Annotated in this window: 8 protein-coding genes; 5 read left to right on the plus strand and 3 right to left on the minus strand. The window is 64.8% G+C overall.

Features of this window, described 5'->3' with window-relative positions:
- Positions 1-183: 183 nt before the first annotated feature.
- From QD280_RS08600 to QD280_RS08610, 3 genes are all read left to right on the plus strand, one after another.
- On the plus strand, positions 184-1,527 hold the full coding sequence (locus QD280_RS08600) for a sodium-dependent transporter (RefSeq protein ID WP_279838928.1): 1,344 nt from the start codon (positions 184-186) through the stop codon (positions 1,525-1,527).
- 196 nt (positions 1,528-1,723) lie between these two features.
- Positions 1,724-2,266 carry a gamma carbonic anhydrase family protein gene (locus QD280_RS08605; RefSeq protein WP_279838930.1) on the plus strand — a complete coding sequence of 181 codons (543 nt, stop codon included), beginning with the start codon at positions 1,724-1,726 and terminating at the stop codon, positions 2,264-2,266.
- Between the two features lie 247 nt (positions 2,267-2,513).
- Entirely contained in the window at positions 2,514-3,221 is a 708-nt protein-coding gene (locus QD280_RS08610; protein ID WP_279833849.1) for a metal-dependent hydrolase, read from the plus strand.
- Positions 3,222-3,284: 63 nt separating this feature from the next.
- Here the strand turns inward: QD280_RS08610 and QD280_RS08615 are convergent, their stop codons facing one another.
- The 3 genes from QD280_RS08615 to QD280_RS08625 form a co-directional block, all read right to left on the minus strand.
- Positions 3,285-4,820, minus strand: a complete 1,536-nt coding sequence (locus QD280_RS08615) for a sigma-54 dependent transcriptional regulator (protein ID WP_279838932.1) — start codon at positions 4,818-4,820, stop codon at positions 3,285-3,287.
- Positions 4,817-7,198, minus strand: coding sequence for an ATP-binding protein (locus tag QD280_RS08620; protein ID WP_279838934.1), 2,382 nt, complete (start codon positions 7,196-7,198; stop codon positions 4,817-4,819). The genes QD280_RS08615 and QD280_RS08620 overlap by 4 nt, the downstream gene beginning before the upstream one ends.
- Positions 7,199-7,281: 83 nt before the next feature.
- Complete coding sequence (locus QD280_RS08625; protein ID WP_279838935.1) at positions 7,282-8,052, minus strand: FCD domain-containing protein; 771 nt, start codon at positions 8,050-8,052, stop codon at positions 7,282-7,284.
- Positions 8,053-8,478: 426 nt separating this feature from the next.
- Between QD280_RS08625 and QD280_RS08630 the strand changes: the two genes are divergently transcribed.
- Together QD280_RS08630 and QD280_RS08635 are read left to right on the plus strand one after the other, a co-directional pair.
- A complete protein-coding gene (locus QD280_RS08630; protein WP_279838938.1) occupies positions 8,479-10,185 on the plus strand; it encodes an L-lactate permease in 1,707 nt (568 codons plus the stop codon).
- A gap of 62 nt (positions 10,186-10,247) precedes the next feature.
- Positions 10,248-13,190 carry an FAD-binding and (Fe-S)-binding domain-containing protein gene (locus QD280_RS08635; RefSeq protein WP_279838940.1) on the plus strand — a complete coding sequence of 981 codons (2,943 nt, stop codon included), beginning with the start codon at positions 10,248-10,250 and terminating at the stop codon, positions 13,188-13,190.
- Positions 13,191-13,332: the final 142 nt, after the last annotated feature.

Below are 13,332 nucleotides of genomic sequence, written 5' to 3' on the forward strand. Positions count from 1 at the left end.
GCTGCCGCGGGGATACCTAGAATGTGAGGCCTCGGCGCGTGTTATTCAATCTATCGCCTCGATAGGCGGGCGTTGCCACGCGCATGTCGCATTGGCCGAGGCCGGTACGGCTGCTATCTTGCTGGCCTTGGCCCCTGAGTGGGGCCCGTATCCTTCCCCCGTACCGAGACCACGAGAGCAGACATGAGCGAAACCACCGAACGCTGGGGCAGTCGCCGAGCCTTCATTCTGGCCGTGACCGGCGCCGCCGTCGGGCTGGGCAATATCTGGCGCTTCCCCTATATGACCGGTGAGAACGGCGGTTCGGCATTTCTGCTGCTGTATATCGGCTTCGTGCTGTTGCTGGGGCTGCCGGTGATGATGGCCGAGATCATGATCGGGCGCGCCGGACGCCGCGGACCGATGCAGGCGCTGGCCCATCTGGCCGTCAGCGGTGGACGCACCCCGCACTGGCGCTGGCTGGGGCTGTTCGGCGCCATCACCATGTTCTTCATCCTGTCGTTCTATTCGGTGGTGTCGGGCTGGTCGATCGAGTATCTGGTCGATTCGCTGAAGGGTGACTTCAGCGGCATGAGCCCGCCGGAGATCGGCGCTTCCTTCGGCGCCTTCCTGGAAGACCCGGTCACGATGACCTTCAACCACACCGTCTTCATGCTGATGACGATGAGCGTGGTGACCGCCGGCATCTCTTCCGGGCTCGAGCGCCTCAACAACCTGATGATGCCGCTGCTCTACGTGCTGTTGCTGGCGCTGGCCGGTTACAGCATCAGCACGCCCGGCTTCGGCCCCGCGCTGAGCTGGCTGTTCATGCCCAACCCGAGTGCCATCACGCTGGACGTGATGCTCAATGCCATGGGGCATGCCTTCTTCACTCTGGCGGTCGGCGCCTGTGCCCTGATGGCCTACGGCGCCTACATGCCGGAGCGCCAGAGTCTGCCGACGGCCGCGATCGCCGTGGCGGCACTGGATATCGGTGTGGCGCTGCTGGCGGGTATCGCCATCTTCGCGGCGGTCTTCAGCCAGGGCATGGACCCGGCCTCCGGCCCCGGCCTGATGTTCGTCAGCCTGCCGATCGCCTTCGCCAATCTACCGGGCGGCAGCGTGCTGCTGGCGCTGTTCTTCCTGCTGTTGCTGCTGGCGACCTGGACCAGCTCGATCAACATCGCCGAGCCCATCGTCGAGGTGCTGGAGGGCTGGGGGCTCAAGCGTCGCCGCGCGGCACTGGTGGTCGGTGTCTCGGTGTGGGCGATGGGGCTGTTGTCGGTGCTGTCCTTCTCGAGCCTCAAGGACGTGCACGTGCTGGGCGAGATGAATGTCTTCGATGCGGTGACGACGATTCCGCCGGACTTCTTCCTGCCGATCGGCGGGCTGCTGATCGCCATCTTCGCGGCCTGGGTGATGCCGCAGAATCGTGCGCTGGCAGGCCTCGGCACCTCGCGTGGCTTCTTCCGCACCTGGCGTTGGGTGCTGCGCTGGATCTCGATTCCGCTGGTCGTCGTCGTGCTGGGCTGGAGCTTCTTCAAGTAAGCGCGCTTGCGTAATCGGTACGTGAATCTTGCGTTGAGTCAGCGCACGGCGCGGCGCGGTGCGCGGGGCATGGCGAGCCGGCAAGCGGGGCGTCGGACGGGGTGTCGAAAACATCGCAACGCGAGTCAGGCCGTTGCGCTATTGGCATCCCGGTGTTTGGCGCAGTAGGCTGGTTGCCTAATTCAGGAGGTAAGGCATGAGCATTAGATCCTTCAAGGGCCTGACGCCGCGACTGGGCGAGCGGGTTTTCGTCGATCAGGCCAGTGTGGTGCTGGGTGATGTCGCCCTCGGGGATGACAGCTCGGTATGGCCGCTGGCGGTGATTCGCGGCGACATGCACCGTATCCGCATCGGCGCGCGCACCAGCGTGCAGGATGGCGCGGTACTGCATATCACCCACGCCAGTGATTTCAATCCGGGCGGCTATCCGCTGGAAATCGGTGATGACGTCACCATCGGTCACAAGGCCGTATTGCATGGCTGCACCATTCACGACCGCGTGCTGGTCGGCATGGGCGCCATCGTGATGGACGGCGTGGTGGTGGAAGATGAAGTCATCATCGCGGCCGGTGCGCTGGTGCCGCCGGGCAAGCGTCTCGAGGGTGGGCATGTGTATGCCGGCAACCCGGCCAAGGCGCTGCGCCCGATCAAGGACAGTGAGCGTGAGTTCTTCACCTATTCGGCGGTGAACTACGTCAAGCTGAAGGATCAGCATCTGGCCGAAGACTACGTCGACTGAATCTCCCTCGCACAGAGCGGCAGACGTAGCAATGATCACTCCCCCGTTGGCTCAGGCCGGCGGGGGAGTGCTCGTTGTGGGGCCGGATTTTTCCAAACGTTGAAGGCAGCGGCGGCGGTGGTACGTACTAACTCGGACAAGCCATTGTTTTTCATGAAATGCTTGCGTCATAATCTGGACGTATATCCAGTGCCAGCGTGTGGCGTCTGGTCCAGTGACATCGTCGAGGGCTCGCGACCCGTATTTCATGGCCAATTTTCGTACCCATATCACCGTAGCGGCCTTCGCCGGCGGCATCGTCGCGGCGGCGGGCTGGCAGGGCGGCCTGTGGTCGCTGGCGGAGGGGGTTCCGCTGGCGAGCCTGACCACCTTCGGCGGTATCCTGCCGGATATCGACTCCGACAACTCGCGTGCCATCCGTATCCTGTTCACGCTGTTTGCGGTGTTGGCGACCATGGCCTGCGTGCTGTTGCTGCAGGACCGCCTGCTGGCGGGGCCGCTGATGATGGCAGGCGGCGCCACCTATCTGGGTGTGCGCTATGTGGCCAGCGCCATCTTCAAGCGCTTCACCGTCCATCGCGGTATCTGGCACTCGCTGCTGGCGTCACTGCTGTGCTCGCTGGGCGTGACGGCCGCCAGCCTGCATGTGCTGGGCCAGAGTGAAGAGCAGGCCTGGTGGCAGGGTGCGGCCCTGTTGTTCGGCGCCATGATTCACCTGCTGCTCGATGAGATGTACAGCGTCGACATGGTCGGGGCACGCCTGAAACGCAGCTTCGGCACCGCCTTCAAGCTGTTCGATTATCGTGAGCCGGGCAACTCGCTGGCGATGGTGGCGGTGATTGCCGCCATGACGCCCTGGCTGCCGCCCGTTTCGGTGCTGGTGGACATCATGCATCTGCAGGGGCCGCTGTCCGTGTTCGGCGCAGGTCTGTCGCGTCTGATGGCCGGCGTCTGATGCCGTCTGGCTGAAGGCCGGCGCGAATCTCAGTTACTGTTTTGATGCCTTGGTTGTGATGCATCAGGCACGATAGGGCTCGGCGCTCAGGCCGTGCTTCTTGAGCTTGTCGTAGAGCGTCTTGCGCGGCAGTCCCAGCCGTTCGCAGGCCATCACCACCTGACCTTTGCTGGCCGCCAGGGCTTCGCGAATCAACGCGGCCTCGAACGCCTCCATGCGCTGCGGCAGCGATTGCGCCTGCGTGGCTGCCTTCACGTTGTGCTCCAGTTCCCCCAGCTCGCCTGATTCCCTTGGTGCTCCTGATGCATCCCGCTCGCTCGTGCCGGCGGTGATGCCTTCTCTGTCTGTCTCTCTTGTGGCTTCCGTGCTGTTCACAGCCGGGCCACTCGTGCCCGCGGTGAGCGGTCGCCCTTCCGCCATGCTGTCGCCGATGTTGCCCTCCAGTCCGCCCAGCAGCACATGGCGTTCCGCACAGTTTCTCAGTTCACGCACGTTGCCCGGCCAGTCATGCGCCAGCAGTGCCTGCAGGGTGGTGGCATCCAGCGGCGGGACTTCCAGGCTGGTGCGTTCGCTGGCCAGAATCGCGAAGTGCCGGAACAGCTGCAGGATATCCTCGGCATGCTCGCGCAGTGGCGGCAGATACAGCGTGACCACGTTCAGGCGGTAGTAGAGGTCCTCGCGAAACTCGCCGGCGCTGGCCGCTTCGCGCAGATCCCGCTTGGTGGCGGCGATGACGCGGATGTCGATGGGGCGTGGCGTATTGCTGCCGAGCCGCTCGATGCTGCGCTCCTGCAGCACCCGCAACAGCTTGATCTGCAACGACATCGGCATCGATTCGATCTCATCGAGAAACAGGGTGCCGCCATCGGCGTGTTCCAGCTTGCCGATACGGCGCTCGCTGGCACCGGTGAAGGCACCTTTCTCATGGCCGAACAGTTCCGACTCGATCAACGTCTCCGGCATGCCGCCACAGTTGAGTGCCACGAAGGGCTTGCTGGCGCGGGCGCTGCGCTCGTGCAGGCAGCGGGCGACACGGTCCTTGCCGGCGCCGGTCTCGCCATACAGCAGGGTGTCGGCATCGACCGCCGCCAGGCGTGATACCTGGGCATCCAGGCGCTGCATGATGTCACTGCTGCCCACCAGCCTGGGGCCGGCGCTGTTGCGCTGGGTATCCAGCTGTTCGCGCAGCGAGCGGTTCTCCAGCGCCAGCCGGCGAGCGGCCACCGCACGCCGCACGCCATCGAGCATGCGCTCGCGATCGAAGGGCTTCTCGATGAAATCCCAGGCACCGGCCTGCATGGCCGCGACGGCGGTATCGATGTCGCCATGCCCCGTCATCACGATCACCGGCAGCTCGTCATCCACGGCATGCGCCGCGTGCAGCAGGCTCAGGCCATCCATGCCCGGCATGCGAATGTCCGTGACCACCACGCCTTCGAAGGGCGCTTCGGCGCGCAGGATCGCCAGTGCCTGCTCGGCACTGGCCAGCGGGCGAGTGCGGTAATCGGCCAGCATCAGGCTCTGGCTCAGGCTGTCGCGCAGGTGCGGTTCGTCATCCACCACCAGCACCTGCATGTCGGTATTCGTGACGTCGCTCATGACGGCTCCTGTGAATGGTTGGCGGTGGGTGGCATCGGGGTTTGTGAGGGCATCGCCAGTGAGTGCCTCGTGAGTGCCGGCAGCGTCAGCCGGAACAGTGCGCCGCCCAGCGGCGAGGGATGCGCCTCGAGGGTGCCGCCGAGGTCGGCGACGATACGCGCGCTGATCGATAACCCCAACCCGAGTCCCTGGCCGTCGGCGCGCTGGGTATAGAAGGGTTCGAACACGCGCATTAGTTGCGATGGCTCAAGGCCGGGGCCGTTGTCGTGGACTTCCAGCACGACCTGATTGCCGGCGCTGCCCGCTTGCTCATGCAGGTTGAGCTGGATGCTGGGGGACTCCGTGCGCTCGGGGGGCATGTCGGCAAGCGCATCCAGTGCATTGCCGATCAGGTTGACCAACACCTGCTCCAGGCGTACAGGCTCGGCTCGCACCCGGGCCAGCTTTGGACTCGCTTCGCGAATGAGGGCCACGCCGAGTGCCTCGCAGCGTGCATGCAGCAGGCGCAGGGCGTAGTCGAGGCTGGTGGTGAGATCGATGGCTTCCAGGCGGTCACCGCTCTTGCGTGAGAACTGACGCAGCTGTGCGCTGATCTCGCCCATGCGCTGGGTCAGCTCGGTGATCTGGCGCAGGTTGCTCTCGACCTGGGTGGTCTGGGCGCGGGCGAGGAAGGCGGTCGCGTTCTCGGCATAGGCGCGGATGGCGGCCAATGGCTGATTGAGCTCGTGATTGATGCCGGCGGCCAGTTCCCCCAGCACCGCCAGCTTGGCGGTCTGGATCAATTCATCGCGCGTCTCGCGCAGCTCGCGTTCGGCGCGGGTGCGCTCCTCGACTTCGGCACTCAGGCGCGTGTTGCTGGCGGCGAGGTCGCGGGTGCGCTCGACCACCCGTTGCTCGAAGGCATCGCGTGCCTGGGCGAGCTGTTCGGCCTGGGCACGGCGTTCGCTGACATCGAAGACCGTGACCAGCCAGCGCGGGCCATTGGGGCTGGGCAGTGGCGAGCAGGAAAGCTCCAGTGGCACCGCGACACCCTCGCGCAGGCCGTGCACTTCCAGCGGCCCGACGGAGCGGGCCTGGGTCAGGCGGTCCAGCAGGTGGCGCTCGGCCGGCAGGAACAGCTCGCGCAGATCACGCCCTTCGCAGGCGCTGGGCTGGCGGGCTGAGTCGCCCGGTGAGGCATCGGTACTCAAGGGTGAGCCGAACAGCGCGATGGCCGTCGGATTGAGATACACCAGCCGGACCCGCTCATCGAGGATGCACAGGCCAGCCTGAGTGCGGTCGATGATGCCGCGCACTCGTTGCTGGCTGCTGGCGAGATTCTGGCGCTCGCGCTCGGCGAACAGGCGACGCTCACGCAGGATGCGCAGTCGCTGCCAGCCCAGCCCTGCCAGCAGACACAGCAAGGCATAGCCACCGGCCGCGAGCCCGGCCGCTTGCCAGATACCGCTGCGCAGCGGTGCCAGTGGCTTGAGTACATGCAGGCGCCAGCCGATGTCCGGCAGTGGCTGGGACAGGCTCAGCCAGGCGTGCTGCCAGAGATCCCCCGGTGTCAGCTGCAACAGCTCGATGGAGGTCGTGTCTCGGCGCGACTCAAAGGGCGGGCCCAGCAGCTCCGGTAGCGCCTCGCGGTGATGCAGGCGCAGCGGGCGCAGGCGCTGATTGGCATAGCGCTGGGTGTCGAGCAGCCGGTTGCGTGTCTCCTCGCTGAGTGGCTCCAGCGTGCGCAGTACCCGCTGCGCCTGGCTGGCGATGAAGATCACGCCATGCGGATCAGTGACCATGATGTCGGCATTCTGGTCGAGCCACGCCGCCTCCAGCGCCTCTATCTGCACCTTGACCACGGCCACGCCACGTCGGCCCTGCGGGCTGGTGACGGCAGCGCTGAAGAAGTAACCGCGCTCACCGGAGCTGGTGCCCAGTCCGTAGAAGCGCCCCTCGCCGCCATTGATGGCGTCTTGCCAGTAGGGGCGGAAGCGGTAGTTCTGGCCGATGAAGGTGTTGGCGGAGCGCCAGTTGCTGGCGGCGATGGTGGTGCCGGTGTCATCGACCAGATAGAGGTCCGAGATGCCGGCCAGCTCACGCATGCGGTCCAGGCGCTGATTGAGCGCCACTTCCGCGCTGGGATCTTCTGGGTGATCGAGGAAGTCGCGCAGCTGGTCATTTTCTGCCACCAGTCTGGGCAGATAGGCGTGGCGATTCAGCTGGCCACGCAGGCTGGCGGCGGTCAGACGCAGTTCGTTGTCTGCCTCATGCCCCAGGCGCTCCAGACCCTCGCTGCGTGCCATCGAGACCGCCTGCCACACGCACAGCATCAGCCCCAGCGGTAGCATGACCGCCAGTACGAGACGCCACAGCTGGGGCAGGCGCGTGTCCTTCATCGGCAAGCCTTCATGTTCAGGCCCTCATCTCAAGCACTGCATATCCGGAACTCCATATTCAGCCAGAGCGTCATGACTGAGCGTCATGAGCCATCCGGCGCCGCCTGGGCACGGCGCAAGGCGCGCTGGGCACGAGTCTCGGCGCGTTCCAGTTCCAGCAGTGAATCCTCGACGAATACCAGATGCTCATGGGCGGCGTTGCGTGCATCTTCGGCGCGGCCTTCCATGATCGCCTCGAACAGGCTGCGGTGCTGCTGGATCAGGCGCGGGCGTGATTCCGGCTTCTCGAACAGGTGGCGCAGGTTGGCCACGATGCTCTTCTCCAGCAACTGGAACAGGCTGCGCATCGAGTGCAGCAGCACCACGTTGTGCGCGGCTTCGGCGATGGCGAGGTGGAAGGCGGCATCGGCACCGGCCTCGCGCTCCGGGTCACGTCCCTCGAAGCTCTTTTCCAGGTCCTCGAAGCGCTGGCGCAGCATTGCCTTGTCGGCAGGGGTGGAGCGCATGGCGGCGTAGTAGGCGCTGATGCCCTCCAGCGCATCGCGAAATTCCAGCAGGTCGAGATTGAACTCGCCGTGGCGACCCAGCAGCGCGCTGAGCGGGTCCGACCAGGCGTGCGCCAGCTCTTCAGAGACGTAGGTGCCGCCGCCCTGGCGTGAAGTCAGCAGTCCGCGCGCGGCCAGCTTCTGGATGGCCTCCCGCACGGAGGGGCGCGAGACCTCGAACTGCTCGGCCAGGGTGCGCTCCGGTGGCAGGCGCTCGCCGGGCTTCAGGCTGCCTTCGATGATCATGCTTTCGAGGCGCTCGGTGAGTACATCGGCGATACGGGGTTGGCGGACAGGGGCGTAACGCATGGAAGTGTCCTTGCGGCAAAGGTGAAAGGCGGCGCCGAACGCTGGAAAGCCAGAGCGCGGCATGCAAGAGAGGGGCGCTTGCGGCGCTGCCGATGATCAGTGTGGCCCGTGGGCATTCCACGCCACAGCCGACATTGGTCTTACCAATATGTGTGATAACCACGCCTCGCGTGGGAGATGAGTGCTATCAATAATTGGTAAGACCAATTTTACGCAATGAAGCTGCTTTGACCAATGTCTAGACACCTTGTACTACATGATGTTTGACCCCTTTCAAGGCGACGCCTAGATTATGCCGAAGCACAGCAGGGTAAATTGGTATGACCAATTTATCGGAAGGCCTGACCCAAGGGTGCGCCAACCCCCCGAGTCCTTCACTGCCGTGCCAGACAACAATCACAACAATTCGCCTGCGGAGTTTCCGTCATGTCCGAGCCACTGCTGGCCTTGCTGGCCTTCACCCCTATCCTGCTGGCGGGCATCCTGCTCGTCGGTCTGCAATGGCCCGCGCGTCGCGCCATGCCATTGGTCTTTCTCGTCACCGCTGCCATCGGCTATTTCGTATGGCAGATGTCGCTGACGCGCATTCTGGCCTCCACGCTGCAGGGGCTGATGGTGACCGTCTCGGTGCTGTGGATCATCTTCGGCGCCATCTTCCTGCTCAATACGCTCAAGCATTCCGGGGCGATCGCGGTGATCCGCGGCGCCTTCACCACCGTCAGTCCCGACCGCCGCGTACAGGCCATCATCATCGCCTGGCTGTTCGGCAGCTTCATCGAGGGGGCTTCCGGCTTCGGTACGCCCGCGGCCATCGCGGCGCCGTTGCTGGTCGCCATCGGCTTCCCGGCGCTGGGGGCGGTGATGGTGGGCATGATGATCCAGTCGACGCCGGTATCATTCGGGGCGGTGGGCACGCCGATCGTGATCGGCGTGAATGCGGGCCTCGACAAGGCCAATCTCGGTGAGAAGCTGCTGGCGAACCATTCAAGCTGGGAGGCCTTCATGCAGCTGATCACCTCGGAGGTCGCCATCGTGCATGGCATCGTCGGCCTGCTGATGCCGCTGTTCATGACCGTGATGATGACGCGCTTCTTCGGCGCGAAGAAAAGCTGGAGCGAGGGGCTGTCGATTGCGCCGTTCGCGCTGTTCGCCGGCCTGTGCTTCACGCTGCCCTACGTGGCGGCGGGTATCTTCCTCGGCCCGGAATTCCCGTCACTGATCGGCGCTCTGGTCGGCTTGATCCTCGTGGTGCCAGCGGCGCGTGCCGGTTTTCTACTGCCGAAGGACAGCTGGGATTTTCCGCCCGAGGCCGAGTGGCCCAAGCATTGGCTGGGTGACCTGACGCTGGAGCGTGATGACGTCGAGGCCGCCGCGGCGGGCAGAAAGCCGCTGCCTCTGTGGCTGGCGTGGTTGCCCTATGGGCTGATCGCGCTGCTGCTGGTCGCCTCACGCGTATCGAGTGACTTCAAGGGCTGGCTGGTCAGCGTGCAATTCAGTGCCACCGATCTGCTGGGGGCCAGCGGTATCTCCGGCGCGGTACAGCCGCTCTATCTGCCTGGCGGCATCATGGTCTTCGTGGCCCTGATCACGCTGCTGCTGCATCGCATGGCCTCTCGCCAGCTGGTGGCGGCGGCCAGCGAATCCTGGCGCACACTGGTCGGCGCCGGCTTCGTGCTGGTGTTCACCATTCCGATGGTACGCATCCTGATCAACTCCGGCGTCAACCTGAACGACCTGGCGTCCATGCCGGTGGTGATGGCGGACGTGGTAGCTGACAGCCTCGGTCAGGCCTATCCGTTGTTCGCCTCGGGCATCGGCGCGCTGGGCGCCTTCATCGCCGGCTCCAATACGGTCTCCAACATGATGCTGTCCCAGTTCCAGTTCAACGTCGCCGCCCAGCTCGGGCTGTCGGGAGCGCTGATGGTGGCGCTGCAGGCGGTCGGGGCTGCGGCCGGCAACATGATCGCCATCCATAACGTCGTGGCGGCCTCGGCGACCGTCGGTCTGCTGGGGCGTGAGGGTCGTACCCTGCGCATGACGGCGATTCCGACCGCCTACTATCTATTGGCCTCCGGCGTGCTGGGCATGCTGGCGTTCCACCTGGTGGGCCTGAGTGATCCGCTGCTGCCTTAAGCGTGATCCGTGCTGACTGATACCCTGAAAGACATCCTGACTGACTGATAAAGAGACTGGCCATGACCGCCGCTGCTGCCCCTGACTCCACTGCTCACCCTGCCATGGGCGGGCATGCCTCTCCCCAGGCGCGTGCTGCTGCCTATGACACCCTGCGCGAGGCGTTGGCGCAGCACATTCCCGGTGAGCGCCTGATCCATGATCCGCTGCGCACCCTGGCCTACGGCACGGATGCCAGCTTCTATCGGCTGGTGCCGCAGCTGGTGGTGCGGGTGCATGACGAGCAGGAGCTGGGGCATGTGTTGCGCGAGTGCCGGGCGCGCAAGTTGCCGGTGACCTTCCGTGCGGCAGGGACGTCGCTGTCCGGCCAGGCGTTGACGGATTCGGTGCTCATCCAGCTGGGCGGTGAGTGGCGAGGGGCACAGGTGCTGGAGCAGGGCAGTCGCATCTGCCTGCAGCCGGGGGTGATCGGGGCGCGTGCCAATCAGCTGCTGGCACCCTTCGGACGCAAGATCGGCCCGGACCCGGCTTCGATCAACAGCTGCATGATCGGCGGTATCGCGGCTAACAATGCGTCCGGCATGTGCTGCGGCACGGCGCACAACAGTTATCGCACCGTCGAGGGCCTGCGCGTCATTCTCGCCGATGGCACCTGCCTGGATACGTCGTCGCCGGAGAGCGTGCAGGCCTTTCGCACCAGTCACGGCGGTCTACTGGCGGAGTTGGAACGCATGGCGGCCAGTGTGCGTGCCGACCCTGAGCTGGCCGAGCGCATCCGCCACAAGTATCGGCTCAAGAACACCACCGGCTATAGCCTCAATGCACTGGTCGACTATGCCGATGGTCTCGAGGTTCTCAAGCATCTGATGATCGGTTCGGAAGGTACGCTGGGTTTCATCGCCTCCATTACCTATCGCACCGTGATCGAGGAGCCGCACAAGGCGGCGGCGCTGGTGTACTACCCGAACATCGATGCGGCCTGTCGCGCCACCATGCTGCTGAAGACGGCGCCGGTCGCGGCGGTGGAGCTGATGGACCGCGCGGCGCTGCGCTCCGTGGAGGACGCACCGGGCATGCCGGACGTGTTGCGCACCCTGCCGGGAGAGGCGGTCGCGCTGCTGGTGGATGTGCGGGGTGCGCATCATCAGGAGCTGGAGGCGCGCATGGCCGAGGTTGCCCGCGTGCTGGAAGGCATCGAGACCTGCGAGTCGTGGGCTTTCACCCAGGATGCGCAGCGTTATGCGCTGTACTGGAAGATCCGCAAGGGACTGTTCCCGGCGGTCGGTGCAGTGCGTGATCTGGGGACCACCGTGATCATCGAGGATGTCGCCTTCCCCATCGAGCGGCTGGCGGAAGGCGTCGGTGCGCTGACGGAGGTCTTCCAGCGGCATGGTTACTCCCAGGCGATCCTGTTTGGCCATGCGCTGGAGGGCAATCTTCACTTCGTCTTCCCGCAGGGCTTCGAGCGCGAAGGCGAGGTGGCGCGCTATCAGGCGCTGATGGATGACGTCGCGCAGCTGGTGGGGCAGGAATATGGTGGCTCGCTCAAGGCCGAGCATGGCACCGGTCGCAACATGGCGCCTTATGTAGAGCTTGAGTGGGGCAAGGATGCCTATGCCCTGATGTGGCGTATCAAGGAGGCCTTCGATCCGGACAACCTGCTCAATCCGGAAGTGATCCTGACGCGCAATCCTCGCCTGCATCTGGAAAATCTCAAGCCATTGCCGGCGGCGGACCCGCTGGTGGACCGCTGCATCGAGTGCGGATTCTGTGAGTCGGTCTGCCCATCGAAGAACCTGAGCCTGACGCCGCGCCAGCGCATCGTCATCCGACGGGAGATCGCACGCCTGGCTGCGCTCGAGGCACCGGATGATGCACAGCGCGACCAGCTGGCAGTGCTCAGGAAGGAATACGCCTATCAGGGCATGGAGACCTGTGCGGGCGATGGCCTGTGTGCGACCCAGTGTCCGGTCGGTATCAATACCGGTGATCTGATCCGGGGGCTGCGTCATGAGGAGAACGCCGGTGCCGATCATCCAGGCAAGATGAAGGTGGCGCATTGGGCCGGTGAACACTTCACGCGGGTCACCAGTGGCATGCGTGGCGTGCTCAGGCTGGCGGATGGGCTGCATGGCGCCGTCGGCACGCGCAACATGCGCCGCCTGACCCAGGCTGCTCGCAAGGTGTCCGGCGACAGGGTGCAGCAATGGACTCCCAGCATGCCGGCCGCCGCTCCGCGTGATTATCTCAAGCGTCTCGCGCAGCCACTGGGGCGCAGTGCAGCGCCCAATGGGCATGTCGTCTACTTCCCGTCCTGCGCCACGCGTGTCTTCGGGGTCGCTGCTGATGATCGCGATCCGCGCAGTGTCACCGAGATGGCGCTGGCCTTGATGGACAAGGCAGGCTTCGAGGTCGTGCTGCCGAAAGGGGTGGAGGCGCTGTGCTGTGGCATGGCCTTCCAGTCCAAGGGGCAGTTCGAGGCGGGAGATGCCAAGGCCGCCGAGTTGGCAGCGGCGCTGGTGGAGGCGAGCGACGGCGGACGGCTGCCGATCTTCTGTGATACCAGTCCGTGCCTGGCACAGGCTCAGGCCTATGCGGGCGAGCACCTCGAGGTGTCGCTGACTCTGGTCGAGCCGGTGCAGCTGGTGCTCGACTATCTATTGCCCTATCTCTCGATCACACCGCTCAAGGCGAGAGTCGCGGTGCATGTCACCTGCTCCAGTGTCCGCATGGGGTTGGCAGAGCAGTTCGTGGCGCTGGCGCGGCAGTGCGCCAGTGAAGTCGTCGTGCCGGAAGAGGTGACCTGCTGCGGTTTCGCCGGCGACAAGGGCTTCAGTACACCGGAGCTCAATGCCTCGGCATTGAAGGGACTGAAGGAGGTAGTGGCCGATTGCGACTACGGGGTTTCCAACTCGCGCACCTGCGAGATAGGGCTGAGTGAGCACTCCGGGCTCAGCTATCAATCGATTCTCGGTCTGGTCGATAGAGCATCGGCACGAAGGTGATGGGAGGTGTTCGAGATGCATGACACCCTGATGACAATCTCTTGAAAAAGCCCTTGCCCTCACGCCGGTTCGTGCGTAAAGTACGCATCCGCTGCCGGGGACGCATGGCGTTACCAGCGGTGAAAGAGGTTTGCAGGTGATT

It is taken from the genome of Cobetia sp. 1AS1, assembly GCF_029846435.1.
GTDB classification, from domain to species: domain Bacteria; phylum Pseudomonadota; class Gammaproteobacteria; order Pseudomonadales; family Halomonadaceae; genus Cobetia; species Cobetia amphilecti.

Bases quoted from the DNA above. Each gene is read 5' to 3' on its own strand.
- QD280_RS08600 (WP_279838928.1), top strand. From the start codon at position 184: ATGAGCGAAACCACCGAACGCTGGGGCAGTCGCCGAGCCTTCATTCTG.
- QD280_RS08605 (WP_279838930.1), top strand. From the start codon at position 1,724: ATGAGCATTAGATCCTTCAAGGGCCTGACGCCGCGACTGGGCGAGCGG.
- QD280_RS08610 (WP_279833849.1), top strand. From the start codon at position 2,514: ATGGCCAATTTTCGTACCCATATCACCGTAGCGGCCTTCGCCGGCGGC.
- QD280_RS08615 (WP_279838932.1), bottom strand. From the start codon at position 4,820: ATGAGCGACGTCACGAATACCGACATGCAGGTGCTGGTGGTGGATGAC.
- QD280_RS08620 (WP_279838934.1), bottom strand. From the start codon at position 7,198: ATGAAGGACACGCGCCTGCCCCAGCTGTGGCGTCTCGTACTGGCGGTC.
- QD280_RS08625 (WP_279838935.1), bottom strand. From the start codon at position 8,052: ATGCGTTACGCCCCTGTCCGCCAACCCCGTATCGCCGATGTACTCACC.
- QD280_RS08630 (WP_279838938.1), top strand. From the start codon at position 8,479: ATGTCCGAGCCACTGCTGGCCTTGCTGGCCTTCACCCCTATCCTGCTG.
- QD280_RS08635 (WP_279838940.1), top strand. From the start codon at position 10,248: ATGACCGCCGCTGCTGCCCCTGACTCCACTGCTCACCCTGCCATGGGC.